The 26,163-nt window shown below is 59.5% G+C and carries 25 protein-coding genes; 7 read left to right on the top strand and 18 right to left on the bottom strand.

Translation table 11 applies throughout. The features are described from left to right. Positions 1–22: 22 nt before the first annotated feature. The 3 genes from QFW87_RS18855 to QFW87_RS18845 form a co-directional block, all read right to left on the bottom strand. Entirely contained in the window at positions 23–442 is a 420-nt protein-coding gene (locus tag QFW87_RS18855; RefSeq protein WP_111449024.1) for an organic hydroperoxide resistance protein, read from the bottom strand. Positions 443–794: 352 nt separating this feature from the next. Next, entirely contained in the window at positions 795–1,256 is a 462-nt protein-coding gene (locus QFW87_RS18850; protein WP_283184604.1) for a MarR family transcriptional regulator, read from the bottom strand. A 69-nt stretch (positions 1,257–1,325) separates the two neighbouring features. Beyond that, entirely contained in the window at positions 1,326–2,282 is a 957-nt protein-coding gene (locus QFW87_RS18845; protein WP_283188518.1) for a LysR family transcriptional regulator, read from the bottom strand. A gap of 112 nt (positions 2,283–2,394) precedes the next feature. Here QFW87_RS18845 and QFW87_RS18840 point away from each other — a divergent pair, with 112 nt between their 5' ends. Further along, on the top strand, positions 2,395–3,144 hold the full coding sequence (locus tag QFW87_RS18840; protein WP_283188517.1) for a sulfite exporter TauE/SafE family protein: 750 nt from the start codon (positions 2,395–2,397) through the stop codon (positions 3,142–3,144). Here the strand turns inward: QFW87_RS18840 and QFW87_RS18835 are convergent. Next, positions 3,134–3,988 carry a LysR substrate-binding domain-containing protein gene (locus QFW87_RS18835; protein ID WP_283180922.1) on the bottom strand — a complete coding sequence of 285 codons (855 nt, stop codon included), beginning with the start codon at positions 3,986–3,988 and terminating at the stop codon, positions 3,134–3,136. The genes QFW87_RS18840 and QFW87_RS18835 overlap by 11 nt on opposite strands. Positions 3,989–4,083: 95 nt before the next feature. On the opposite strand from QFW87_RS18835, the gene QFW87_RS18830 reads away from it, so the two are divergent. Together QFW87_RS18830 and QFW87_RS18825 are read left to right on the top strand one after the other, a co-directional pair. Then, positions 4,084–4,299, top strand: a complete 216-nt coding sequence (locus tag QFW87_RS18830; RefSeq protein WP_074878333.1) for a DUF1127 domain-containing protein — start codon at positions 4,084–4,086, stop codon at positions 4,297–4,299. Between the two features lie 64 nt (positions 4,300–4,363). Further along, complete coding sequence (locus tag QFW87_RS18825) at positions 4,364–5,593, top strand: winged helix-turn-helix domain-containing protein (RefSeq protein ID WP_283188516.1); 1,230 nt, start codon at positions 4,364–4,366, stop codon at positions 5,591–5,593. A 113-nt stretch (positions 5,594–5,706) separates the two neighbouring features. Here the strand turns inward: QFW87_RS18825 and QFW87_RS18820 are convergent, their stop codons facing one another. After that, positions 5,707–7,053: a class II 3-deoxy-7-phosphoheptulonate synthase gene (locus QFW87_RS18820; protein ID WP_008031425.1), complete on the bottom strand. Its 1,347-nt coding sequence runs from the start codon at positions 7,051–7,053 to the stop codon at positions 5,707–5,709. A 149-nt stretch (positions 7,054–7,202) separates the two neighbouring features. Here QFW87_RS18820 and QFW87_RS18815 point away from each other — a divergent pair, with 149 nt between their 5' ends. Next, complete coding sequence (locus tag QFW87_RS18815) at positions 7,203–7,958, top strand: spermidine synthase (protein ID WP_046047519.1); 756 nt, start codon at positions 7,203–7,205, stop codon at positions 7,956–7,958. 111 nt (positions 7,959–8,069) lie between these two features. On the opposite strand, the gene QFW87_RS18810 is transcribed toward QFW87_RS18815, so the two are convergent. Continuing rightward, complete coding sequence (locus tag QFW87_RS18810; RefSeq protein ID WP_283188515.1) at positions 8,070–8,861, bottom strand: crotonase/enoyl-CoA hydratase family protein; 792 nt, start codon at positions 8,859–8,861, stop codon at positions 8,070–8,072. A gap of 432 nt (positions 8,862–9,293) precedes the next feature. On the opposite strand from QFW87_RS18810, the gene QFW87_RS18805 reads away from it, so the two are divergent. Next, positions 9,294–10,967, top strand: coding sequence for a DEAD/DEAH box helicase (locus tag QFW87_RS18805; protein ID WP_283180919.1), 1,674 nt, complete (start codon positions 9,294–9,296; stop codon positions 10,965–10,967). Between the two features lie 235 nt (positions 10,968–11,202). Here the strand turns inward: QFW87_RS18805 and QFW87_RS18800 are convergent, their stop codons facing one another. From QFW87_RS18800 to minC, 8 genes are all read right to left on the bottom strand, one after another. Then, on the bottom strand, positions 11,203–13,356 hold the full coding sequence (locus tag QFW87_RS18800) for a mechanosensitive ion channel family protein (RefSeq protein WP_283188514.1): 2,154 nt from the start codon (positions 13,354–13,356) through the stop codon (positions 11,203–11,205). 78 nt (positions 13,357–13,434) lie between these two features. Beyond that, on the bottom strand, positions 13,435–13,611 hold the full coding sequence (locus tag QFW87_RS18795) for a hypothetical protein (RefSeq protein WP_283180917.1): 177 nt from the start codon (positions 13,609–13,611) through the stop codon (positions 13,435–13,437). A 140-nt stretch (positions 13,612–13,751) separates the two neighbouring features. After that, entirely contained in the window at positions 13,752–15,041 is a 1,290-nt protein-coding gene (locus tag QFW87_RS18790) for a M18 family aminopeptidase (RefSeq protein WP_283188513.1), read from the bottom strand. A 106-nt stretch (positions 15,042–15,147) separates the two neighbouring features. Further along, positions 15,148–15,990, bottom strand: a complete 843-nt coding sequence (locus QFW87_RS18785; protein ID WP_283188512.1) for a hypothetical protein — start codon at positions 15,988–15,990, stop codon at positions 15,148–15,150. A 144-nt stretch (positions 15,991–16,134) separates the two neighbouring features. Continuing rightward, a complete protein-coding gene (locus tag QFW87_RS18780) occupies positions 16,135–16,770 on the bottom strand; it encodes an RluA family pseudouridine synthase (protein ID WP_008146175.1) in 636 nt (211 codons plus the stop codon). Positions 16,771–16,951: 181 nt separating this feature from the next. Further along, positions 16,952–17,206 carry a cell division topological specificity factor MinE gene (minE, locus tag QFW87_RS18775; protein WP_007898843.1) on the bottom strand — a complete coding sequence of 85 codons (255 nt, stop codon included), beginning with the start codon at positions 17,204–17,206 and terminating at the stop codon, positions 16,952–16,954. Further along, positions 17,206–18,018 (bottom strand): septum site-determining protein MinD, encoded by an 813-nt coding sequence (minD, locus tag QFW87_RS18770; RefSeq protein ID WP_282376553.1) that lies wholly within the window; start codon positions 18,016–18,018, stop codon positions 17,206–17,208. The genes minE and minD overlap by 1 nt, the downstream gene beginning before the upstream one ends. Before the next feature lie 202 nt (positions 18,019–18,220). Further along, the gene (gene minC / locus QFW87_RS18765; protein WP_283188511.1) at positions 18,221–18,958 is read right to left on the bottom strand and encodes a septum site-determining protein MinC; all 738 of its coding nucleotides are present in this window, start codon (positions 18,956–18,958) and stop codon (positions 18,221–18,223) included. 118 nt (positions 18,959–19,076) lie between these two features. Between minC and QFW87_RS18760 the strand changes: the two genes are divergently transcribed. Both QFW87_RS18760 and QFW87_RS18755 read left to right on the top strand, forming a co-directional pair. Continuing rightward, positions 19,077–20,009, top strand: coding sequence for a lipid A biosynthesis lauroyl acyltransferase (locus QFW87_RS18760; RefSeq protein ID WP_283188510.1), 933 nt, complete (start codon positions 19,077–19,079; stop codon positions 20,007–20,009). Between the two features lie 34 nt (positions 20,010–20,043). Beyond that, entirely contained in the window at positions 20,044–21,216 is a 1,173-nt protein-coding gene (locus QFW87_RS18755) for a patatin-like phospholipase family protein (RefSeq protein ID WP_283188509.1), read from the top strand. Positions 21,217–21,347: 131 nt separating this feature from the next. On the opposite strand, the gene QFW87_RS18750 is transcribed toward QFW87_RS18755, so the two are convergent. The 4 genes from QFW87_RS18750 to QFW87_RS18735 all read right to left on the bottom strand — a co-directional run bounded on the left by QFW87_RS18750 (position 21,348) and on the right by QFW87_RS18735 (position 26,154). Beyond that, positions 21,348–22,133: an outer membrane protein OmpK gene (locus QFW87_RS18750; protein WP_283180910.1), complete on the bottom strand. Its 786-nt coding sequence runs from the start codon at positions 22,131–22,133 to the stop codon at positions 21,348–21,350. Positions 22,134–22,507: 374 nt separating this feature from the next. After that, entirely contained in the window at positions 22,508–23,293 is a 786-nt protein-coding gene (locus tag QFW87_RS18745) for an outer membrane protein OmpK (RefSeq protein ID WP_283180909.1), read from the bottom strand. A gap of 90 nt (positions 23,294–23,383) precedes the next feature. Further along, positions 23,384–24,742, bottom strand: a complete 1,359-nt coding sequence (locus QFW87_RS18740; protein WP_283188508.1) for a nucleobase:cation symporter-2 family protein — start codon at positions 24,740–24,742, stop codon at positions 23,384–23,386. Positions 24,743–24,861: 119 nt separating this feature from the next. After that, the gene (locus QFW87_RS18735) at positions 24,862–26,154 is read right to left on the bottom strand and encodes a urate hydroxylase PuuD (protein ID WP_283188507.1); all 1,293 of its coding nucleotides are present in this window, start codon (positions 26,152–26,154) and stop codon (positions 24,862–24,864) included. Between the last annotated feature and the right edge of the window lie 9 nt (positions 26,155–26,163).

Genomic DNA, 26,163 nt, shown 5'->3' with positions numbered 1-26,163 from the left:
GTTCGGGCCTGGGAATCAGCGGTTAGACGGTGACGTGCAGGCGCACATCGACGTTGCCACGGGTGGCGTTGGAGTACGGGCATACCTGATGTGCGGCGTCGACCAGGCTTTGTGCGTCGGCCTGTTCAAGCCCCGGCAAGCTTATGTGCAGGTCGATGTCGAGGCCGAAACCACCAGGGATCTGGCCGATGCCGACATGGGCGGTGATCGAAGCGTCGTCCGGAATTTTGCGTTTGGTCTGGCTGGCCACGAATTTCAGCGCTCCGATGAAGCAGGCGGAGTAACCGGCTGCGAACAGTTGCTCAGGGTTGGTCGCTGCGCCGCCAGCGCCGCCAAGTTCTTTTGGGGTGGCGAGTTTGACGTCGAGGATGTTGTCGCTGGAAACCGCACGACCGTCACGGCCGCCAGTGGAAGTTGCGATAGCGGTGTAGAGAGTTTGCATGGTGTGAGCCTCATTCGGAATTTGGTGTTGCGCGCTAAATGTTTGCGCGCTAAGTAAGTGCGAGGTAAAAGTATCTCGCTAATATTTAGCGCGCAAGATAAATTTTCTTAAAAAGCTTTGGCCGGGTTTTTGGCGGGCGATGCGAAGGGCTGAGCTAGAGCTGTCGAGGCGGGATTTTCAGGACTAAAAATTTTTCGGAGAGGGGCGAACGTGGCTGGAAGGGGCACCACAAAACCAATGTGGGAGCGAGCCTGCTCGCGATAGCGGTGTATCAGTCGACATCAATGTTTGAATGTCAGACCGCTATCGCGAGCAGGCTCGCTCCCACAGGGGATCTAGGTTGATTTGAATATCAGAGGCTACCTTGCAGGTTGCTACGCAGCGTTTGCAGTTCAGCTTGCAGTTTCTGCAGCCTCTCCAGCGTCATCCCGCTGGCGCCGAGGATGCACTGGGGAATACCGCGCGCCCGCTCCCGCAATGCACGACCCTGTTCGGTGAGTTCGACAATCACCACTCGCTCGTCTTCACGGCTGCGGGTGCGGCTGAGTAAACCTTCGACTTCCAAGCGTTTGAGCAACGGCGTCAGTGAGCCAGGATCGGTCAGCAGGCGCGTGCTGATTTCGCCTACGGTCAAACCGTCCTGTTCCCACAACACCATCATCGCCAGGTATTGCGGATAGGTCAGGCCCAGTGCTTGCAAAAGCGGCTTGTAGACCTTGGTCATCAGCAGCGAGGTGGAGTGCAGGGCGAAGCAGGCCTGATTATCCAGCAGCAGGTCGTCGCAGTTATCGGGGGTGTTGCGCTCGGTGGTCATTTCGAAGCCTTGATCAGTGATCGTCATAAATCTAGCGGGCGAATCTTTAATGCACCAGACAATTCTAGCCTAGTGCCGGTCGAGGGTACTTTGCAGCGCCAGATCCCACTGCGGGATCGGGCTGAAGCGGGTTTTCAGGTATTCCAGTAACAAGCGACTGCGGGGATTGGGTTGTTGCTCAAGGCGCAAGGCATAAATGCCGGTCGTTTCCGGTGGTGGCAGGCCGTGTTCGCAGAACAGCGGAAGCAGTTCACCGCGTAAGAGGTATTCGCTGGTCAACCAGGTTGGCAAGTGCGCGATACCCAGCCCGGCCAATGCGCCGCAGACCAGCGCCTCGGCATTGTTGGCGCTCATGCGGATGCGCGCCGGGCGGTGCAAGTGCATCTGCCCGTCCCGCTCGAAACGCCAGGCGAACGGCGGGGCCAGGCCATCCCAGTCGAGGCCATCATGCTCAATCAGCTGTGCCGGATCGGTCGGCACACCACGCCGTTGCAAATACTCGGGGCTGGCACAGGCAATGCGCACCATGCTCGCCAGCGGCGTGGCCACCAGCCGGGTATCGGCCATTTGCCCGGCGCGCAGCACCAGATCGACCTTGCCCAGATTCAAACCCTGCATGTCGACGAAGCTGTCGATCAGGTGCAGTTGCACGTCGAGGCCGGGGTAGAGCATCAGAAAGTCGGCAATCACTGGCGCCAGATGCCGCCGTCCGAACGCTGCCGGTGCATCGATCCGAATCAAGCCTTCCGGTGCGCTGCTCAAGGATACCGCCTCAGCCCGAGCCAGCCGCAGTTCAGCCACGATACGCCGTGCGCGTTCGGCAAAAGCCAGACCTGCCGGGGTTGCGCGCACCGCGTGGGTGCTGCGAATAAACAATTGGCTGCCGACGGCGTTTTCCAGGCTGTCGATGCGCCGCGCCACCGCCGAAGGGGTCAGCGGGTGACGGCGGGACGCGGCGGAAAAACTGCCGGTTTCCAGCACGTCGAGGAACAGATCCAGTTGTTCGGTCAATTGATTGGGGTTCATGGTGTTGTCAGCGCTTGTGCGAAGTTGGCAAAGCCATTGTGCGTTGCTGTGCGTTTCCCCGCCAGCGTCGACTGCGTAGGATGAATAGCCTGACGTGAAGGGAAAATCGCCTGTGATTGAGTTTTTGATGTACCTGGTGTTTGGCGCCGCCCTGGGAACCCTCGGTGGGTTGTTCGGCATTGGCGGTGGTTTGATTGCGATCCCGCTGTTGGGCGTGTTGTTCGGCCTCGATCAGCAAATTGCCCAGGGCACGGCGCTGGTCATGGTGGTACCCAACGTGATGCTGGCGCTGTGGCGTTATCACCAGCGTAATCGCATTGAATTGCGCCACGCGCTGCCATTGGCCTCGATGGGGTTCTGTTTCGCCTGGATCGGTTCGATCTGGGCGGTGGGCATTGATGCGCAAACCATGCGCGTGGGATTTGTCGCGTTCCTGATTGCCCTGTCGGCCTACAACCTGGTGCGAATGTTCGCCGCCAACGCGCCGGCATCTGCGCAGATGAATTACTCATGGCCATGGCTGGGCGTGCTCGGTGCTGCCTCCGGCACCATGGGCGGGTTATTTGGCGTGGGCGGGGCGGTGGTGGCAACGCCGGTGCTGACCAGTCTGTTCGGCACCAGTCAGGTGGTTGCGCAGGGTTTGTCGCTGGCGCTGGCATTGCCGAGCACGGGTGTCACGCTGGTGACTTACGCGGTGCACCATCAGGTGGACTGGATGATCGGCCTGCCCTTGGCGGTCGGTGGCCTGATGAGCATCAGCTGGGGCGTGAGGATCGCCCACGCACTGCCGGAGCGACTGTTGCGCGGGTTGTTCTGTGGGTTCCTGGTGCTCTGCGCGGTGATGCTCGCCCTTAAAGTTTGAAGCCTTCGACGATGTGTTCGGCCAGGCACTCAGTGATCGGCGACGGGTTGTGCAGGTTGCGCACCAGCATGATGCTGGCCTCTGGCAGAATCGGCAGGTCCTCGGCCTCACCGAGAATGCGCATGTCGGGCGTGATCAGGCTTTCGAGTTGCGCGGTGACAGCCAGTCCGGCGCTGACCACCGCCATGATCGCCGACAGGCTGTCGCTGTTGTACGCCACGCGGTAATCGCGCCCCATGGCGTCCAGCGCATTACAGGCCCATAAGCGGCAGAAACAATCACTGTTGAACATCGCCAGTGGCAGCGGCGTTTGCTCATGGGCGCTGAAGCATTGCGCCTCGGCCCAGACAAAATGCTCCTTGCGCAATAATTGGCCGATCTCGTTGCCCGGTTCGCGGGTGACGATGGTCAAGTCCAGGTCCTGGCGCAGCAGCAATTGTTTTGATGATTCGCAGTGCACTTCGATCTGGATCAGCGGATACGTCTGGGCAAATCGCCGCAGAATCCCCGGCAAAAAACGCATCACGTAATCGTCCGGCGTGCCAATGCGGACCATGCCGACCATGTGCGGCTCGCGCAACGTATTGAACACCTCACTGTGCAGCTTGAGGATGCGCCGGGCATAGCCGAGCAACACCTGACCCTCAGCCGTCAACCGCACTTGCCGTCCGTCGCGCTGGAACAATTGACGCTGCAACACATCCTCTTCCAGCCGCTTCATCTGCATGCTCACGGCGGACTGAGTGCGGTTGACCAACTCGCCAGCGCGGGTAAAACCGCCCTGGTCGGCGATGGCGACAAAGGTACGCAGCACTTCGGTATCGATACTCGGGTAGGCAGACATTCATCAATCTCCGAGATGTATTACATAAGAAACATTCGTTGGATTGATCTTAGCCCCGGCGCGACACTTGAGCCATCCAAACGGAGGGCAACAAGATGAAAGGTCAAAAAGGTTATGTCGACGTAGAAAAACACTCGGTGCACCTGATCTCCGATTTGCTGCACAAATTCAATCGCTGGTACGAACTGCACCGTGAACGTGAAATGTTGGCGGGCATGAGTGATGAAGCGTTGAAGGACATCGGACTCAGTCGTGCGGATGTCGAGCACGAAGCCATCCGCCCATTCTGGGATGACCCGATGCACAAATGAGTCATACACAACTACACAAACCGTCTCCCGGTGAGGTAGGTTGCGAGCAGACAAGGAGATGCTCATGCCCGCAACACTGTCCTTTTCCATCAAACAGGCTCGGCGTCTGGCGCTGGCCGCCCAAGGGTTCAACGGGCGCCAGCCGCCAGCGGCGATCAAACCGGTTCAGCTCAATCGTCTGATTGAACGGCTGGGCATTCTGCAGATCGATTCGGTCAATGCATTGGTGCGTTCGCACTACCTTCCCTTGTTTTCCCGCCTCGGCAATTACTCATCCGACTTGCTCGACCAGGCTGCCTGGAGTTCGGGCCGGCGACGTACGCTCTTCGAATATTGGGGGCATGAAGCCTCGTTGCTGCCCTTGTCGATGTACCCGTTGATGCGCTGGCGCATGCTGCGCGCGACCCGTGGTGAAGATATCTACCAGCAATTGGCACGTTTCGGTCAGGAGCGGCAGGACACGATACGCCGGGTGCTGGCCTCGGTTCAGGAACTGGGCGCGCTGGGTGCCGGAAGCCTGTCGACCCGTCAGGAGCGGGCAGGGCCCTGGTGGGACTGGAGCGCGGAAAAGCATGCGCTGGAGTGGTTGTTCGCCGCCGGAGAAGTGACCGTGGCCGGGCGGCGCGGGTTCGAGCGGCTTTATGATCTGCCGGAGCGGGTGATTCCTTCGGCGGTACTTGCGCAGCCGCTGCTGAGTGAGGCCGAGGCCCAGCGCGGCCTGTTGCTGCATGCCGCGACAGCCTTGGGCGTCGGAACAGAAAAAGACCTGCGGGATTACTTTCGCCTAAGTCCCGGTGATGCCCGTCCGCGTCTGGCGGAACTGGTGGAGGCGGGTGAATTGCTGACGTGCGAAGTCCAGGGCTGGCGGCAGCCCGCTTACTGTCTGCCTGAGCCCAAAGTGCCGCGCAAGGTCGAAGCCAGCGCCTTGCTTTCACCCTTCGACTCACTGATCTGGGAGCGCAGTCGCACCGAGCGCCTGTTCGATTTCCGCTATCGGCTGGAGATTTATACGCCGCAGGACAAGCGGGTCTACGGCTATTACGTGTTGCCGTTTTTACACAATGAGCGGATTGCCGCGCGGGTGGATCTGCGCGCCGAGCGGGCGTTGGGCAGGCTGGCGGTGCACGCTGTGCATGAGGAAGAGCCGGGGCTGGATGAGGAGGGGATGCTGGCGTTGGCGGTCAATCTGCGGCGAATGGCGGATTGGTTGGGGCTTGAGCGGGTTCAGTTGAATTGCCCGCGGGCGAGTGCGGGGCGGTTGCGGGTGGCATTGGCCAGTATTGGCGGTGACTGAGCTGACGCCTTCGCGAGCAGGCTCGCTCCCACAGGATTAGCGCCAGACACATAATGTGTGATCGACGCCGGCCATTGTGGGAGCGAGCCTGCTCGCGAAGGGCGCGACGCGATTTAGCGCCGAACCTGTTTCAGGGTCTCGGCAATCAAAAACGCCAGTTCCAGCGACTGATCAGCATTCATGCGTGGATCGCAATGGGTGTGATACCGGTCCGACAACCCGTCTTCGGTGATCGGCCGCGCACCACCAATGCACTCGGTGACATTCTGTCCGGTCATCTCGATGTGGATGCCGCCGGCATACGTGCCTTCCGCTTCGTGAACCTGGAAGAACTGTTTCACTTCACCCAGAATCTGCGCAAAGTCGCGGGTCTTGTAGCCGCTGCTGGCCTTGATGGTATTGCCGTGCATCGGGTCGGAACTCCACAGCACTTGCTTGCCTTCACGCTGCACGGCACGGATCAGTTGCGGCAGATGATCGCCGACCTTGTTCGCACCCATCCGCGCAATCAGGTTCAGACGGCCCGGATCGTTGTCCGGGTTGAGCACGTCAATCAGGCGAATCAGGTCTTCGGGGTTCATGCTCGGGCCGACTTTGACCCCGATCGGATTGTTCACGCCACGCAGGAACTCGACGTGAGCACCGTCGAGCTGACGGGTACGGTCGCCGATCCACAGCATGTGCGCCGAGCAATCGTAGTAATCGTTGGTCAGGCTGTCGCGACGTACGAAGGCTTCTTCGTAGTTCAGCAGGAGCGCTTCGTGGGCGGTGAAGAAACTGGTTTCGCGCAGTTGCGGCGAGCTGTCCATGCCGCAGGCGCGCATGAATGCCAGGGTTTCATCAATGCGATCCGCGAGGTGGCTGTATTTTTCCGCCAGCGCCGAGTTGGCGATGAAGTCCAGGTTCCACTTGTGCACCTGATGCAGGTCGGCAAAACCGCCTTGGGCGAAGGCGCGCAGCAGGTTCAGGGTCGCGGTGGACTGGTGGTAGGACTGGAGCAAGCGCTCCGGGTCCGGCACGCGGCTTTTTTCGTCGAAACCGATGCCGTTGACGATGTCGCCACGGTAGGCCGGCAGGGTTACGCCGTCGATGGTTTCGTCGTTGGCCGAACGCGGTTTGGCGAATTGCCCGGCCATGCGCCCGACCTTGACCACCGGGCAACCGGCGGCGAAGGTCATGACGATCGCCATTTGCAGCAACACCTTAAAGGTGTCGCGAATTTTCGCGGCGGAGAACTCGGCGAAGCTTTCGGCGCAGTCGCCGCCCTGCAGCAGAAACGCGCGGCCCTGGGTCACTTCGGCAAACTGACGGCGCAACTCCCGGGCTTCACCGGCAAACACCAGCGGCGGATAACTGGCCAGCGTTTGCTCGACGTGCAGCAAATGCGCCGCGTCGGGGTAATGGGGTTGTTGCTGGATCGGCAGGGCGCGCCAGCTGTCAGGGCTCCAGGGTTGGCTCATCACGGTCTCTAGTGTTTTACGCTCGGACTGTCATGTTATCAGCAATTAGTGCGTGACCTGTTCCCGTCGCTTCGCGGACAATCGCGTTTTTGCCGCGCCACTCCGCGGTTTTAGTACGTTGCCGGGCACGGCGACGATCAGGAGACGAAATGACTGAGGAGCGCGTCGAGCATCTGCTCGCCGAGGTACAGGATGAGTTCGGCGTGATTCGCGTGCTGGAAGTGGCCGATTACCGTTTTCTCGAGTTCGGTGATGCCATCGAGCAGAGCTGCGTGTTCACGGCTGACCCGAGCTGGCTCGAATACGATTACACCCGGGCGATGCTGATTGGCGCGTTGTGCCACGAGCAGCCGGAAAGCGCGCTGTTCCTCGGCCTCGGAGCCGGCACCTTGACTCAGGCCTGCCTCAAGTTCCTGCCGCTGGAAGACGTCGAAGCCATCGAGCTGCGTCCCGACGTACCGCGCCTGGCCATTGAATACCTTGGGCTGGATGACGATCCGCGGCTGTATATCCGGGTGGGCGATGCGCTGGAGTTGCTCGATACCGCTGAGCCGGCGGATCTGATTTTCGTCGACCTCTATACCGATGTCGGGCCGGGTGTCGGGCATCTGGCGTGGAATTTCCTGGAAAACTGTCAAAAACGCCTGAATCCGGGTGGTTGGCTGGTGATCAATCAGTGGGCCACCGATGATGGCAAACCGTTGGGCGCCGCATTGTTTCGCGGGCTCTATCACCGGCATTACTGGGAACTGCCGGTGAAGGAGGGCAATGTGATTCTGCTCGTGCCTTCGGAGCTGGATCAGGAACTGGACATGGACGGCTTGATCGCCCGCGCTGAAGGGCTGGCGCCGCGCTTGGGGTATTCGTTGCAGTCGTTGATCAAGGCAATCCGCCCGGCTACATAAGTCGTTGTCTGTGCGGGCCTCTTCGCGAGCAGGCTCGCTCCCACATGGAATCGCGGTTCAAATGTGGGAGCGAGCCGGCTCGCGAAGAGGCCCTAACAGCCAATACATCCCTCAAAGCCCTTTGAAAACGCCGGGCCGCTTCTCGATCATCGACCGCACACCTTCCTTGGCATCCTCACTGGCCAGCAACTTCTTTACCAGCGACGGCAAACCCCGCGCCGCCGCTGTTTCCCCTTCATAACGCGCCTGCCTTGCAGACATGAGCGTCGCCTGAACCCCAAGCGGCGCCTGCCGGGCAATCCGCTCGGCCAACTCCATCGCCCGTGGCAGCAGATCCTCGCTGGCCATGACTTCCTGCACCAACCCCAAGTGCAACGCCTCATGGGCATCGAACTCATCGCCGGTCAGCAGCCAGCGCATGGCATTGCCCCAGCCAGCGATCTGATGCAGGCGCAACGTGGCGCCGCCGAACGGGAAGATCCCGCGTTGCACTTCTTTCTGGGCGAAGCGGGTGTTGCTGGCGCACAGGTTGATATCGGCGGCCAGCATCAATTCGATCCCGATGGTCAGGCAGTAGCCTTGTGCGGCGACAATCACCGGTTTGCTCACTCTGGGGCCGGCGAAAACACCCCATGGATCGCAGCCGCCGGGCGGTGCCTGCCAGCCTTCGGCCAGGGCCGCACTGGCACTGACCAGATCCAGCCCTGCGGTGAAATGCTCACCATGGCCGAATACCACCGCCACCCGCGCCTCGCTGTCGGCCTCGAACTCGCCATAAGCCAGGCTCAGTTCGTTGAGCAGGTCGAGATCGAAGGCGTTGCGTTTGGCCACCCGATCCAGGCCAATCATCAGGACATGACCGTGCCGTTCACGGCTCACACGACTGGAGCAGGGCTGATTCATGGTGCATTTCCTCGGGCGGGAAGGGGCGGGAAGGGGTATGTGAGACGGCAGGTCTGCGTCACAAGGGTGAACCGTTTTAGCGCGATCGTCAGCAGGGCTGGGCCTTGGAAAAATAGACCGTTGCCCGATTATCCGCAAAGCGTGTGACAGAACGCTGTACACGGCAGTTTTCCGACAAATAAAGCTCCCTTTTTGAGCGAATTCCGGTATAGTGCGCGCCGGCCTTTAACCGGGCCGCGTTTAGGTAGCGCAATTCCCCGAAGTCAGCTTCGGCTGCACGTCCGCACAGCGGACTCTCCCTTGACGAATCTTTTTCATTCATTCGTTTTCGCAAATCCCCGCCGACAAAGCAGCCAGGGCGACTCTTGAGTCTTACACGGCATGCGCAGCTTTGGAGCATGGGTCTTTGCGGATGCACTTAGAGGCAGACCCATGACCCAGGAAACCGGCGGCTTCGCCGCTTTTAATCTTAATCCGAATATTCTTGCAGCCGTCATCGCGACTGGCTACGAAGAGCCTTCGGCTATTCAGCATCAATCGATCCCGATCATCATGGCCGGTCACGACATGATTGGTCAGGCGCAAACCGGTACGGGTAAAACCGCTGCGTTCGCCCTGCCTATCCTGCATCGCATCGATCCTGCTAAGCGCGAGCCGCAAGCCCTGATCCTGGCGCCAACCCGTGAGTTGGCGCTGCAAGTAGCAACCGCTTTCGAAACCTACGCCAAGCAAATGCCGGGCGTTACCGTTGTGGCCGTTTACGGCGGCGCCCCTATGGGTCCACAACTGAAAGCAATCCGTAATGGCGCACAGATCGTTGTCGCCACTCCGGGCCGTCTGTGCGACCACCTGCGTCGCGACGAAAAAGTTCTGTCGACGGTGAACCACCTGGTTCTCGACGAAGCGGACGAAATGCTCAAACTGGGTTTCATGGACGACCTCGAAGTTATCTTCAAGGCCTTGCCTCCAACCCGTCAGACCGTATTGTTCTCGGCCACCTTGCCGCAGTCGATCCGTGCCATTGCCGAACGCCATCTGCGCGATCCGCAACACGTGAAGATCCAGACCAAGACTCAGACCGTTACCGCGATCGAACAGGCTCACCTGTTGGTTCACGCTGACCAGAAGACCTCGGCTGTATTGAGCCTGCTGGAAGTTGAAGACTTCGATGCCCTGATCATGTTCGTGCGCACCAAGCAAGCGACCCTGGACCTGGCCAGTGCCCTGGAAGCCAAAGGCTACAAAGCCGCTGCGCTGAACGGTGACATTGCTCAGAACCAACGTGAGCGCGTGATCGAATCCCTCAAGGATGGCCGTCTGGACATCGTTGTTGCGACCGACGTTGCTGCTCGTGGTCTGGACGTTCCGCGTATCACTCACGTGTTCAACGTTGACATGCCGTACGACCCGGAATCCTACGTTCACCGTATCGGCCGTACCGGTCGTGCCGGTCGCGAAGGTCGTGCACTGTTGCTGGTGACTCCGCGTGAGCGCCGCATGCTGCAAGTGATCGAGCGTGTAACCGGTCAGAAAGTTGCTGAAGTTCGCCTGCCGGACGCTCAGGCCGTTCTCGATGCTCGCATCAAGAAACTGACCAACAGCCTGTCGCCGCTGGTAGCTGATGCCGAATCGACTCATGGTGAGCTGCTGGATCGCCTGACCGCTGACATCGGTTGCACTCCGCGTGCACTGGCCGCTGCTCTGCTACGCAAGGCTACCAACGCTCAGGCGTTGACCCTGGCTGCCATCGAGAAAGAACGTCCACTGGTGCCGAACAACGCACCGCGTGGCGATCGTCCAGAGCGTACCGGTGATCGTCCGGACCGTGGTGATCGTGAGCGTCGTGCTCCGGTTGCATTGGCTGAAGGTCGTGCTCGTTGCCGTACCGCGCTGGGCGCGCGTGATGGTATCGCTGCCAAGAACCTGCTGGGCGCTATCCTCAATGAGGGTGGCCTGGCTCGTGAAGCAATCGGTCGCATCCAGGTACGTGACAGCTTCAGCCTCGTTGAGCTGCCGGAAGATGGTCTGGAAAAACTCCTGACCAAACTGAAGGACACTCGCGTTGCCGGTAAGCAGTTGAAGCTGCGTCGCTATCGCGAAGATTGATCCGCTCTCGGGCTGATTGATCAAACATAAAAAATCCCCGACAGGTTCGGGGATTTTTTTTGCCTGCCGTTTGTAGCAGCTGTCGAGCCTGCGAGGCTGCGTTCGGTGCGGGCCGCGCTCGGACGAAGCCGTCGTGAAATCAGACACCGCGGTGTTTCAGGCACACTGTGCTTGCAGGTTTTACGACTGCTTCGCAGCCGAACGCAGCCTCGCAGGCTCGGCAGCTGCTACAGATTTAGTCCGTCACTTGGCCGCCACCCGCCGTGATCACTTGCACGCTCATGCGTGGCGTCGCCAGATCGAGCCCGGCTTCGTCCAGGTGTCGCTTGAGGGACAGGTTGAACGCTCGGGACACTTCCCACTGCTTGATCGGCGCGGTCTTGAACCGGGCGCGAAGAATTGCGTTGCCCGACTCGAAACTCTCGACACCCTGAATCTCCAGTGGCGACCAGATGTTGCGCCGTTGCAGTGGATCAGTGCGCATCTTCTGGCCGACGTCGCGCATCAGTTTGATCGCGTTATCGATGTCCATGTTGGAAGGTATCGCCACCCGGAAAATCGCGTAGCCGAATTCCCGGGAGTAGTTCTTGATGCTTTTGATTTCGCTGAACGGAATGGTGTGGACGATGCCGTCAATGTCCCGCAGGCGCACGGTACGAATGGTCAGCCCTTCGACGGTGCCCAGGTGGCCGCCAACGTCCACGTAGTCGTCGATGGCCAGCGAGTCTTCGATGATGATGAACAGCCCGGTGATCAGGTCCGCCACCAGTGACTGTGCACCGAAACCGATGGCCAGACCGATCACGCCGGCACCGGCCAGCAATGGCGTGACGTTCATGCCCATGTTTGCCAGGGCGACGATCAGCGCAACGATGAAGATCGCCACGAACAATACGTTGCGGATCAGCGGCATCATCGTCTGTGCGCGGGCATTTGCCAGGCCTTTGCGCGAGCGGGTGAGGGCGTGGTGCACGGCGGTGTCGCTGAGAATCCAGATCAGCCAGGCAAAAATCAGCGTGCCGCCGAGGCTGAACAGTTTGACGCTGACTTCATGGCCTTCGCCTTCGGTGAAGCGGATCAGCGACATGCCCCAGACCCGCAGGCCGAGTTCGATGAACGCCAGCCACACCACCAAGTGGGCGAGTGTGTAGAAGAAGCTTTTCAGGCGATCCGAATACAGTGCATGACGCTTCACGCTGCGCTGTGGCTTGAGTGAATGGCGGCGCACCAAGCCGTTGATGACCATGCACAACACCAGCAGCACGGTGCAGATCAGCGACTGACGCAGTGCGGTGCTGGTATCGCCGGCCGAGACGAACGTGGCGAACAGGGAGATACCCACCAGCACCAGCGCCGGCATGTACCAGAAGGTCCCGAGAATCTCGATCGTGTCGCTGAGGGCGCGGCGGGTCAGGCGTCGGGACAGCGGTTGGTTGCGGATCAAGTGGGCGATGGGGCGACGGAACCGCAGGATGAACAGCCCGGTGGACAATGCCGCCAGTACATTGGCGACAGTTGCGGCGGTGTGCGCCAGATGACTGCCAAGGCTTTCGACCAGTCGCGGATCGCTCAAGGCTTCACCGAAGGCGGCGAAACTGCCGATCAGCCACAGCGGCCGAAAGGCTTGATGCCGCAGGATGTACAAAGCGCGGTGGCGGTGTGGGCCGTCGAGCAGCGAAAAGGCGATCACGCAGATCGCCGAAAAACAGGTGCCAACCACCAGTGCATAAGCCAGCACCATGGCCAGGCTTTTGCCCAGTGACGAGGGCAGGGCGTAGCTCATGTAGACCGTCATGACCAAAGCAATCAGCCACGGCCCGAGTTTGCGCAAGGCGAAGCGCAACATGTCCAGGGCCTTGGGGTGCTGCGGCAGTTCTTCGGTCAGACCAAAGCGCATCCGCACCCGGTGGCTGACCCAGATCAGCGCGGCGGCCAGCAAGCTCCAGACCATCAGGATCATGGCAAAGGCAAAGATGATCGGCAGCCATTCATTGGCCGGCAGCACCAGCGCTGTCAGTTCATCCTCAGCCAGTTTGAACTCTTCGGACCAGCGAGTGAGAGGGCTGTCCGCGCCTGAAAATTGTTTTTCGAAACTGGCCAGGGTGCCACCGATCAGTCCCAGGACGCCTACTTCGGTGACCGGCTGGGCCTTTTTGGTGACATCGCGCAGCTTCTTCAAATCCGCCAGCAATTGGGTGCGTTGCTGATCGTTCTCCAGCGACTTGATGACTTCGTCCAGGGATTGCCCCAAGGGCTCTTGCGCCTCTGGCTGTTTTGCCGAGCTGTTGAGCAGGCCAGGCAAGCCGGCCGCCTGGGCGGGCGCCATCGGCAGCAGCGTCATGAGGCAGACAAGGAACAAACACGGCAGGGCAAAAAGACGAGCGAACACTAGGCGGTCAACCTCGGGATGAGCGGATCGACCGAGTGTACGAGCCCGTCAAAATCAATGCGAGCCAGGGGGGAGGATTTATTCGTTGAGTTTGGCGAGGATCTTGAAAATCACGGTGGCGAGGATCGTCAACATGCCGATCCACATCGCGAATACGCCGACGTTCTTGTCACGAAAATTGAAGCCGATTGCCAGCATGGTCATCCCGGCAAGAATCGGAATCAGCATGGCGTGGAACGAAGACAACGAGATCATGAGCGACTGCCTTGTCGAAAGGGGTAGTTGAAGTCTAGGTGGCTTTTGGGCGATGGGTGGTGAACACCTGTTGGAGCATGACTTGCCAGCGATGGCGTCCTTAAGACCTCTATCGCTGGCAAGCCATGCTCCTACACGGATTACGGCAGCTCGCTGCAGGCGTAAAACGCGCTCAGCACTTTGACCAAGTGCGCCAGATCATGGCTGCCGCACAGTTCACGGATCGAGTGCATGGCGAAGGTTGGCAGGCCGATGTCCACGGTGCGCACGCCCAGGTGGCTGGCGGTGATCGGGCCGATGGTCGAGCCGCAACCCATGTCGCTGCGCACCACGAAGCTCTGCACCGGGACTTCTTCGGCCATGCACAGGTGGCGGAAGAACCCGGCGGTTTCGCTGTTGGTGGCGTAGCGCTGGTTGCTGTTGACCTTGATCACCGGGCCGGCGTTGAGTTTCGGGCCGTGATTGGCATCGTGCTTGTCGGCGTAGTTGGGGTGCACCCCGTGGGCGTTGTCAGCCGAGACCAGCAGGGATTTCTGAATGGTGCGCACGAACTCATCACCTTCAGGCAGCAGGCGACGCAGCGTCTGCTCCAGCATCGGGCCGTCGGCGCCGCAGGCCGAGCAGGAACCGACTTCTTCGTGATCGTTACAGACCAGCACGCAGGTTTCGTCGGTTTCGGTGGTCAGCAAGGCTTGAAGGCCGGCATAGCACGACAGCAGGTTGTCCAGGCGCGCCCCGGCAATGAAATCGCCATGCAGGCCGATGACCGCAGCGCTTTGGGTGTCGTAGAAGCTCAGCTCATAGTCGAGCACCACGTCGGCGTTCAAACCATGTTCGCGGGCGAGTTGATCGGTGAGCACGGCGCGGAAGTCCACGCGCTCGTCACCGGCAAATTGCGCAAGGATCGGCGGCAGTTCGGTCTGGGCGTTGATCGCCCAGCCCATGTTGGCTTCACGGTTAAGGTGAATGGCCAGGTTCGGGATGGTGGCGATCGGCGCCTTGAAGTCGATCAACTGGCTCTCGACCTTGCCATCACGACGGAAGGTCACACGGCCGGCCAGGGACAGGTCGCGGTCGAACCATGGCGCCAGCAGTGCGCCGCCATAGACTTCGACGCCCAGCTGCCAGAAACCCTGGCGTTGCAATTCCGGCTGGGGTTTGACCCGCAGGCACGGGCTGTCGGTGTGGGCGCCGACCAAGCGGATGCCGCCATGCAGGGGAGAATGACGGCCCATCTTGAACGCGACGATCGAAGAGTCGTTACGGGTGACGTAGTAGCGACCGTTGGCTTCGGTGGTCCATGGCTCGCGCTCGTCGAGGCGTTGATAGCCCGCCGCTTCCAGGCGCTGAACAAGGCTGGCGGTGGCATGGAATGGGGTAGGGGAGGCCTTGAGGAAATCGATCAGGCCTTGGTTCAACTCTTCGCGCATAAGTAGCTCCAGACAGCAATGGCGCAAGTTTAACGTATTGGCTCACGGCATTGCAGCGACAATGCCGTTCGGTGTGCGTCGGCTGCTGGTTGGCGAGTAGGATGAGTCAACCGGTGATCAGATTACCATTTAGGAATACTTCGCGACGTTGCTTGCGGCCTACATATTCATGTTTGCTCGCGAGGTACACCTCGTTGAATTTTTCCATCGAGATACCGGGGATCTCCCGAATATAGTCGTCCACAAGGCAGTCGTAGGCGGCTTCGGTGATGAGCTTGTAGATGTCCCGGCGATAGAAGAACCCCAGCTGAAAACCCAGGGTTTCGCTTGGATGGTTTGTCTGGCCGGCAAAGCAGTTTTCAAAGTCGATGGCTTTGAGTGGGGTCTGCGGCGTTTGCGGAATCATGATGTTGCCGGCCCAGAAATCCATGTGCGTGATGTTCTTGCGCGACAGGGAGTTCAGCAATTGGAACGCATCGAGAATGAATGTTTCGACGTTATCCGGGTTGCGTTTCAGCCATTGCACACCGTCGATATGATCGTCGAGCAGGCGCGTGATAATGAAATACTCCTGGGTCAGCCCCAGTCGGTCTTTGGTGTAACCGAACCCTTGCAACGAAGGCATTTGTACGCCACGGCGCTGCGCTTCAAGTGTGTTGATCAGCTCTTCCAGCGGCCAGTCGAATCGGCCATTGCGCTGTGGTTTGCCAAAGGTGACCCGAACTTTTGCCTTCAAGGTATCCAGCGGCTGGACCTTGGCAAACAGTGGCGTATCGCCGGAGGCCAGCGGCGCACTCGCACGGGTGAGCTTGTGGGCACGTCGTTTGTGTATGAGCTGTTCAAGCGCCTGTTGTGCTTCGGTTGAAGGCTGCTCGCTAAGGTGCAGCGTGGTGTTGAAGAGGCAGAAGGTAAAAGGATAATCGTCTTGGAATGTCTTGTTGCTGAGCACGAGGGCTTCCTGCCTGCTATCAAAGTGCTGGCATTTTACGTTTCATTACAAATTTGTGACAATATTTTCACGCCATTTTCACGTCTATTTGTAACGAGAAAAACGCCCTTCAATGGAAGGGCGTTTTTTTGGTTCAGCGGTTGCTTAAAAAGGAGCAGGACACTCGAAGCGCAAGCGCTCGCCGCTTTGCGGGTGAGTGAAGCTCAGCATGCTCGCATGCAGACACAGTCGTGGCCAGGCCGCCAATGCTTGCTCGTGGGCATAGAGCCCGTCACCCAACAGCGGGTGACCGATGGAGAGCATGTGCACGCGCAACTGATGGGACCTGCCGGTGATCGGCGTCAATTCGACTCGACACCAGTCGCCGCAACGCTCCAATACGCGCCAGAAGGTCAGGGCATGTTTGCCGAATTCATGGTCCACCACATGGCGTGGCTTGGTTGGCGGGTCGTAGCGCAGGGGCAGATCGATGCTGCCACTGTCCAGTTCCGGCTGGCCCCAGCACAGGGCGGTGTAGGCCTTTTCGGTTTCGCGGTCATGAAATTGCCGAGACAGCTCGCGATGCGTGTCCGGGTCACGGGCCAACAGAATAATGCCGGAGGTTTCCCAGTCCAGACGATGGACGATTCGCGCTTCCGGGTAGCCGTTTTCTTGCAGGCGGGTAATCAGGCAGTCCTTGTTGTCATCGGCCCGGCCAGGGACGGAGAGCAGCAGGGTCGGTTTGTTCACCACCAGTACGGCGGCGTCTTGATGGATGATGCGGATGTTGGACAACGGCATTAAAACAGCCTCGTAACAGACGCCAACGGCGGCTCAGGCCCCCACACCCTGTAGGAGCGAAGCTTGCTCGCGAACGCATCACCTCGATCTATCAGATACACCGAGTTGCCTGCTTCGCGAGCAAGCTTCGCTCCTACGAAGTGCCAGGAGGTCTGAGCCGCCGTGACTCCTGTCTGATCGACTAGCGGTCAGGCAGGGTGATATTGAGTTCCAGAATCGAGCAGCTGCCCTGGTTTTCCAGAGCGACGTGCACGTCATCGGACCCGATATTGACGTACTTGCGGATCACCTCGACCAATTCCTTCTGCAAGGCTGGCAGGTAGTCCGGTGTACTGCGCTGGCCGCGTTCGTGCGCCACGATGATCTGCAGACGCTCTTTCGCTACCGACGCGGTGCTGACCTTTTTGCTGGCACGAAAGAAGTCAAAAAGATTCATTATCTACCTCCAAACAGGCGCTCGAAGAAGCCCTTCTTCGTTACATCGAGAAAACGATGCTCCACGGTTTTGCCCAGCAGACGATCGACCGCATCGCTGTATGCCTGACCGGCATCGCTCTGGTCGTCGAGAATGACCGGCACGCCCGAGTTGGAAGCTTTGAGTACCGCTTGGGATTCCGGAATGACACCCAGCAGGGTGACGGCCAGAATATCTTTGACGTCTTCGACGCCGAGCATTTCGCCGTCACTGACCCGTTGCGGGTTGTAGCGGGTCAGCAGCAAGTGCTCCTTGATCGGCTCTTCGCCCTTTTCGGCGCGGCGGGACTTGCTGGCCAGCAGGCCAAGCATGCGGTCCGAGTCACGTACCGAGGACACTTCCGGGTTGGTCACGACGATCGCTTCATCAGCGAAGTACATGGCCAGGTGGGCGCCTTTCTCGATGCCGGCCGGGGAATCGCAGACCACGAATTCGAAGTCTTCTTTCAGCGCCATCAACACTTTTTCCACGCCTTCCACAGTCAGCGCGTCTTTATCGCGGGTCTGACTGGCGGCCAGTACGTAGAGGTTTTCCAGGCGTTTGTCTTTGATCAGGGCTTGTTGCAGGTTGGCTTCGCCGTTCACCACGTTGACGAAGTCGTACACCACGCGGCGCTCGCAACCCATGATCAGGTCGAGGTTACGCAGACCGACGTCGAAGTCGACGATGACTGTTTTGTGGCCGCGCAGTGCGAGGCCGGTACCGATAGCAGCACTGGTGGTGGTCTTACCCACACCACCCTTGCCGGATGTAACCACGAGAATCTTGGCCAAGGTGTTTCACCCCTAAGGAAAAAGGACATTTAGCCCCTGAAAAACATCTCTAGAAAAACTACTGCAGTCGGACAGCCTTGGCTGGAATCCGGCCCAGAACGGCGCTTACCTCGGGTAAACACTGCCTATGGCCTTTTTTCCTACTTCGTTTGAGCCGTTTTCGCTACGTTTTAGAGATGTTTGGAAAATGCGGCAGTATCCGTTAAAGCCGAATGATGTTCAACACATCGCCCGACAGGCTGATCTGTACACCCGCGCCCCACATAGGGTCGCGACGAAGATCCTCCGAAACCTTGTAGTGGCCTGCGATGGAAACCAGTTCAGCGCTCATTTGCTGACAGAAAATCCTGGCTTTCGTGTCGCCTTTGACGCCGGCCAACACACGACCACGCATCGGGCCGTATACATGGATGTTGCCATCGGCGAGAAGTTCCGCCCCCGGGCTGACCGACGAGATCACGACCAGATCGCAGCCTTGGGCATAAATCTGCTGGCCACCGCGTACGGGCGACGTGATGATCTTCGTTGGCTTGATGGTCGGTTCCGGCGGTTTTTCCGGTTTTTTCGCAACGAGGCCTTCGTGCGGGTCAAGCGCACGTTCCCGGGCGCCGGAAGGTGGCAGCACCGGCAGGTCGACCGCGATGGCCGCGGCGATGTCTTCAATGCGGCTGGCACGGATCGCCAGGGTGCGCAGGCCATGCTGGCGGCAGACGCGCATCAGGCCCGGCAGATCAACTGCGCCTTCGCTGGCCGGAAGTTTGTCCAGGGCCAGCACCAGTGGCGCGTTACTGAAGAAGTTAGGCGCCTGGGCGACTTTGGCGGCCAGTTGACGATCGAGGTTATCGAGGTCGTTACGGGCCAGTTCCAGCACCGTAATGGCGAGCATGCTGCCCTTCAACTGGAACACGGGATCTTGGTCTAGCGGTTCGGTTTGGCTCATGGTCGGCATACAACGACTTGTCACTAAAAGTGCCGAGACTTATAACGAGAACGCCCGCGAGCCGCAAGCCGGGTCGAACGATGTAGAATGCGCGGCCATTGTCTTTCCGGAACCTTTAATGGATCGCCCGCGTTTTCGAACAGCATTTCTATCTCCACGTTTCTGGCCGCTGTGGTGTGGCTTGGGGCTGTTGTGGCTGATTGTCCAGCTGCCGTATCCGGCGTTGCTGTCGATCGGTCGCGCCTTGGGTGCATCGATGTATCGAGTAGCGGGCGACAGACGGCGCATTGCCAAGCGCAATCTCGAACTGTGTTTCCCTGAAAAAACCGCTGCCGAACGCAAGCGCCTGCTCAAGGAAAACTTCGCCTCAACGGGCATCGCGTTTTTCGAAATGGCCATGAGCTGGTGGTGGTCGCGCGAGCGTCTGGCGAAGTTGGCCCATGTCGAAGGGTTGGAGCATTTGAAAAAAGCCCAGCGTGACGGCAAAGGCGTGATCCTGATGGCCGTTCATTTCACCACGCTGGAAATCGGCGCAGCGTTGCTCGGCCAGCAGCACACCATTGATGGCATGTACCGCGAACACAAAAATCCATTGTTCGACTACGTCCAGCGCCTGGGGCGCGAGCGGCACAACGTCGATTCGCTGGCGGTGGAGCGTGACGACGTGCGCGGCATGCTCAAATTGCTGCGCGCAGGCCGGGCAATCTGGTACGCACCGGATCAGGACTATGGCGCCAAGCAAAGTATCTTCGTGCCGCTGTTCGGGGTTCAGGCCGCGACCGTCACCGCCACCAGCAAGTTTGCGCGGTTGGGCAAGGCGCTGGTGGTGCCGTTCACTCAGGAACGTCTGGCGGATGGCAGCGGTTATCGACTGGTGATTCATGCACCGCTCGAAGGTTTCCCCGGCGAAACCGAAGAAGCCGATTGCCTGCGGATCAACCAATGGATCGAAGGCGCCCTGCGCGAATGTCCGGAGCAATACCTTTGGGCTCATCGTCGCTTCAAGAGCCGACCCCCGGGTGAGCCGAAGCTGTACGCAAAACGCGGTTGAACCACCGTCCTTATAAGCACCATGGAGTGTTGCGATGAGTCCTGCTGAACCGGTTACAGGGTTGATTCTTTCCGGCGGCGGGGCTCGGGCGGCTTATCAGGTCGGTGTACTGGCGGCGATTGCCGAGCTGTTGCCGGTGGGTGCGAGCAATCCGTTTCCGGTGATCGTCGGCACCTCGGCCGGCGCAATCAACGCGGTCAGCCTCGCCAGTGGGGCGATGGATTTCCGTGGTGCGATTCAACGTCTGACAGCCTTCTGGCAGGGCTTTCGCAGTCATCTGGTGCTGCGCAGCGACTGGCCGGGCGTGATCCATCAGGCCAGCCGTTTTGTCAGCCACAGTTTGCTCGGGATTGGCGCTCAGGTGCCGGTGGCTTTGCTCAACAGTTCGCCGCTGCGCGGATTGCTCGACGACAAATTGCAGATGAGCGGGATTGCCGAAGCCATTGCTCAGAAGCAGTTGCAGGCGGTTGCGGTGACCGCGTTCGGCTACGAGTCCGGTCAGGCGGTGACCTTTTATCAGGGTGGCGGCACGATCAATGCCTGGTTGCGCCATCGGCGAATCGGCGTTCCCACGCAATTGACCGTCGATCACTTGCTGGCCAGTTCAGCCATTCCGCTGTTGTTTGCGCCAGTGAAAATCGGTGAAGAGTATTTCGGCGACGGTGCGGTACGTCAGTCGGCACCGATCAGTCCGGCGCTGCACCTGGGCGCCAGCCGAGTGCTGGTGGTGGGCGTCAGCGGCAACCCCCGCGGCGTCGACCCGGAACAACCGCTGCAACGCGCCTACACCGGTCAGCAGCCGAGCCTGGCGCAGATCGGTGGGCACATGCTCAACAGCACGTTCATTGACAGCCTGGAAAGCGACATCGAGTTGCTGCAGCGGCTCAATCAGTTCAGTCATCTGCTGCCCGATGGCACGCCGACGCGCGCGCTGGGTGTGGCGCCGGTAGATGTGCTGGTGATTTCGCCGAGTCAGCCAATCGATGAGATTGCGGCGCGGCATCGGCAGGAGTTGCCGGCGGCGCTGCGTCTGTTTCTGCGCGGGCCGGGGGCGACCAAGACGAGCGGGGCGGGGGTGCTGAGTTATCTGCTGTTCGAGGCGGGGTATTGCAGCGAATTGATTGATTTGGGGCGGCGGGATGCGTTGGCCAAGCGCGGGGAGTTGTGCCGGTTTCTCGGGTTGGCGGAGCCTGTGGTTCCGGCTTGAGATCGACGGTGTGGCCATCGCGGGCAAGCCTTGCTCCTACAGGTTTCGTGTCGTTCACCTACTTTGTGAGCGATTCAAAATCTGTAGGAGCAAGGCTTGCCCGCGAAGGCGTCCTTACAGACGCCGCCGTATCAGAAGTGAACCTTGACCAGGAAGCTGGTTACGCTCTGATCGGTTTTGAAGCCCTGACTGTCTTCAATACCGTACTTGTTTTTCCAGTAGTCATACTCGACGCCGACGTACAACTGCTTTTCGCCAAGGTTCAGCGCCTTACCCAAGTCGTATTTGACCTGTGGGTTGAAGTGCAGGTTGGCGTGGTAGTCGCCTTTGGAGTTGGAGTCGTTGTCGACCACCCAATCCATGAAACCATCGATCAGGATGTTCGAATCGCCGACCGGGATGGTGTAGGACCAGGCCGGGGTGATTTGCCACACGTTGTCGCCCGCACGGCTGCCTTCGGTATGGCGCTGATAGAAGTTCAGCTGGAAGTAGTCGAAGCCCGGAATCGCCAGGTCGAAACCAGGACCGATCAGGTAGGACTCGGTATCGCCTTCACCGAACTCGTACGTCATGGCCAGCAACACGTCTTTGACCGGGCCGAATTCGATTTTCTGGTCGAGGACCTTGCCCAGGGAAATTCGTGGGCTGAACTCACCGTAATAGGTGTTCGGGCCGACGTTGAAATCCTTGTCGCCGTTGTAGAAGATTTTGTCGACGAAGAAGAAGTTATCCCCATATTTCCAGCCATCGGCGTGTTCGAAAGTCACGGTCTGCTGAATGCGCGGATTGACCTGGAAGTCCTTGCCATACAGGTAGGTCAGGCTGTTGTTCTGCCATTGCAGCAAGTCGCCGGCCATTGCCTGGCCCCCGGCCAGCAACGATCCCGCCAGCATCAGGCTAGTGCACGTACGTTTCATTCGGTTGCTCCCAAAAGTAGGTGGTTCCACGTTATTTTTTTATGGTCTGCGCTCTGGTGTGGCGCCTTTTCCTGCCGCTTTAAAAATCATCCAATCGGTCAGCTTTAGTGCTATTAGCAAGAGCTGCGCCAAGGCTTTCAAAAAGCCAAAAAACTCCCGTTCGGCGGCTCAAGAGCAGTCGATTGAGAGAGGTTTTGGAGTGCCTTGGTACCGTCCAGCGCCGGGATAAGTTGGCTTTCTGGTCAGGAATTAAATCCGGGCTTTTTTTTAGTCCAGATTCGGGCGGCCGCGGAGAATACTGACTCCTTGGCCAGGTCTCAAGTGCCCCGCAACAGCGCACCGACGACAGGTTTGGAGCACGGTTGCGGGCCATCTTAAAAGTGCACCTTCACCAGCAGGCTGGCGGTGTTTTGGTTAGTGTCCAGGTTCGAGCTGTTTTCGACCCCATACTTGTTCTTCCAGTAGCTGTATTCGGTGCCGACGTAGACCTGTTTATGGCCCCAGCCCAGGGCTTTGCCGAGGTCATACTTGAGCTGCGGATTGATGTGCAGGTTGGCGTGGTAGGTACCGCGGGCGTTCTGATCGTTGTCGACCACCCAGTCCAGGTAGCCGTCGAGCAACAGGTCTGAATTGCCCAATGGAATGCTGTAGGACCAGGCCGGCGTTATCTGCCAGACACCATCGCCGGGGCGCGGGCCTTCGGTCTGGCGACGATAGAAGTTCAGGGTGAAATAGTTGAAGCCCGGGACCGCGAGGTCGAAACCCGGGCCGATCAGGTAGGCCTCGCTGTCGCCTTCGCCATACTCGTAAGTCATGGCCAGCAGCACATCCTTGACCGGGCCGTATTCGAAGCGGCGGTCGAGGATCTTGCCGAAGGAAAGGCGTGGACTGAACTCGCCGTAAAAGGCGTTGGGGCCTTTGTTGCGGTCTTCCTGGCCGTTGTAGAAAATCTTGTCGACGAACAGGAAGTTATCGCCGTACTTCCATTTGTCGGCGTGCTCGAACGTCACCGTCTGCTGGATCGACGGGTTGATCTCGAAATTCTTGCCGTACAAATAGCTCAGGCTGTTGGTCTGCCACAGCAGCAAATCGCCGGCCATGGCTTGGCTGGCGGCCAAAAGACCTCCGCCCAACAGCATGTTTGTCTGTGTCCGAATCATCTGTTGCTCCCTCTTGTTTTTATTGTTTGAGGCACAGGTGTGGCCACTGTGGGAGCAACTGCTCCCACAGGTTGCATGGCTTTTAGTGTGTCAACGCGGGTGCGCGTGGCAGTCGTTGATGGCCGCGCGTTCGGCGCCGCCGAGGATGTTGAACAACAGGTTCAGCGACAAAGCACTCAACGTCGCCATGGCAATACCGCTGTGAGTGATGGGACTCATCCACAGCGGAAGGTGGGCGAAGAACTCCGGACGTACCACCGGAATCAACCCCATGCCGATGCTCACCGCCACCAGCAACTGGTTGCGACGGTCACCGATGTCGGCTTCCTGAAGAATCTTAATGCCGGTGGCGGCGACCATGCCGAACATCGCAATGGCTGCGCCGCCCAGTACGGCGGGCGGAATCGAGGCCACCAGAAACGCTGCTTTCGGCAGCAAACTCAACACCACCAGCAAACCGCCGGCGACGATGGTCACCGAGCGGCAACGCACACCAGTCATCTGCACCAGACCGATGTTTTGCGCGAAAGAGGAGTGGGTGAAGGTATTGAAGAAACCGGCGAAGAACGAGGCGCCGGCATCACACAACAAGCCGCGACGCAGCATCCGTGGGCAGACTTCCTGGCCGGTGATCTTGCCCAGCGCCAGGAACATCCCGGTGGACTCGACGAAGATGATCACCACCACCAGGCACATGGAAAGGATCGGAGCGAGTTCGAACTTCGGCATGCCGAAATGCAGCGGGGTCACGAATTGCAGCCACGGCGCCTGGGCCATGCCGCTCAGGTCGACCATACCGATCAGGCCGCAGAGCACGTAACCCAGGCACATGCCGATCAGCACGGAAATGTTGACCCAGAAACCGCGCATGAAGCGGTGGACCAGCAGAATGGTGGCCAGCACCAGCGCGGCGATGGCCAGGTAAATCGGTGAGCCGAATTGCGCGGCACCTGCACCGCCGCCGGCCCAGTTCACGGCCACGGGGAACAGCGACAAACCGATCGAGGTGATGACCGTGCCGGTCACCAGGGGCGGGAAGAAGCGTACAACTTTGGACATGAATGGCGCGATGATCATGCCGAAGAATCCGGCGGCGATGGTCGCGCCGAAGATCCCTTGCAGACCGATTCCAGGCATACCAGCCATTGCCACCATGCTGCCGACTGCGGCAAAACTGGCGCCCATCATCACCGGCATACGGATGCCCATTGGGCCGATGCCCAGCGACTGCACGATGGTGGCGATCCCGGCCACCAGCAGGTCGGCGTTGATCAGGAAGGCGATTTCTTCACGACTCAGGCCAGCGGCCTGTCCGATGATCAGCGGCACCGCGATGGCTCCGCCGTACATCAGCAGAACGTGTTGCAGGCCGACCAGGATCAGTTGCAAAAGGGGTAAACGCTGAATGGCGGGTGCGTCGGGGATGCGCGCTTTGGATAGCTCGGACATGCAACACCTCGGATCTTTTTTATTCTTGTGGTTTTGTGCATCAGGGACCGCAGCGCGGCCAATCGCGGGCAAGCCTTGCTCCTACAGGAGCGAGGCTTGCCCGCGAAGCTTTTCAACGATTAGTTGGTTGGAGCTCCCTGAACAATCCAGGCGCCGATCAGGTCACGTTCCTGCTGGGTCATCTGGGTGATGTTGCCCAGTGGCATGATCTGGCTGGTGACGGCTTGCGCCTGGATGCGCGCTGCGTTCTGGCGGATCTGCTCGGGGGTGTCGAACATCACACCGGCCGGTGCAGCGCTGAACAGCGGGCTGGTCGGTTTGGCGGAATGGCAAACCGAGCATCGTTCCTGGATCACGCTGTGCACCTTGTCGTAACTCGGTCCGGCGTTCGCAGCCTGAACCGGCGCTTCAGCAGGCTTCGCGGCGGCAGGTTTGGCACCTCCACCGAGGGCGGTTTCCGGCAGCGGCTGGTACTCGATGGTGCCAGGTGCCTTGGCTACTTCAGGTGCACTGGACATCTGCGCCGGGCCGGTCACGTACGCCAGGCAGATCATGCCCACTGCTGCGACGGGCATGGTCCAGGCGAACTTGTGGCTGTCATGACGGGTGTTGAAGTAATGACGAACCAACACCGCCAGCACCGCAATTCCGGCGAGGATCAGCCAGTTGTATTGGCTGCCGTAAGTGCTCGGGAAGTGGTTGCTGATCATGATGAACAGCACCGGCAAGGTGAAGTAGTTGTTGTGACGCGAACGCAGCAAGCCTTTGGCCGGCAGTGCCGGATCCGGCGTGCGGTTCTCGGCAATCGCGGCAACCAGTGCGCGCTGCGCCGGCATGATGATGCGGAACACGTTGCCGACCATGATGGTGCCGATGATCGCGCCGACGTGCAGGTATGCACCGCGACCGCTGAACACTTTGCTGAAGCCGTAAGCGGCGCCAATGATCAGCACGAACAGGATGAAGCCGAGCAGGGCAGGGCGTTTGCCCAGGGCCGAGTCGCAAAGGAAGGAGTAGACGAACCAGCCGACGAACAACGAGGCAATGCCCAGGGCAACCCCTTCAGGGCCGGTCAGGCTGCTGCCCGGTGCCAGCAGGTACAGCGTCGGGTTGGAGTAGAACACCACGCACAGCAGCGCGATCCCCGACAGCCAGGTGAAGTAGGCTTCCCATTTGAACCAGTGCAGGTTGTCCGGCATGGTCGGTGGAGCCAGTTTGTATTTTTCCAGGTGGTAGATACCGCCGCCGTGGATCGCCCACAAATCGCCCGCCAAGCCACTTTTCGGGTTGACCCGATTGAGGTTGTTTTCCAGCCAGACGAAATAGAACGACGCGCCGATCCAGGCCACGCCAGTAATCATGTGAACCCAGCGCACGCTCAGGTTCAGCCATTCCAACAGATGTGCTTCCACAGTCTTTAC

This window comes from Pseudomonas sp. PMCC200344 (assembly GCF_030053095.1).
Taxonomy (GTDB): Bacteria; Pseudomonadota; Gammaproteobacteria; order Pseudomonadales; family Pseudomonadaceae; genus Aquipseudomonas; species Aquipseudomonas svalbardensis.
Note: the sequence above shows the minus strand (reverse complement) of the source record. Positions and strands in the feature narration are given on the sequence as shown.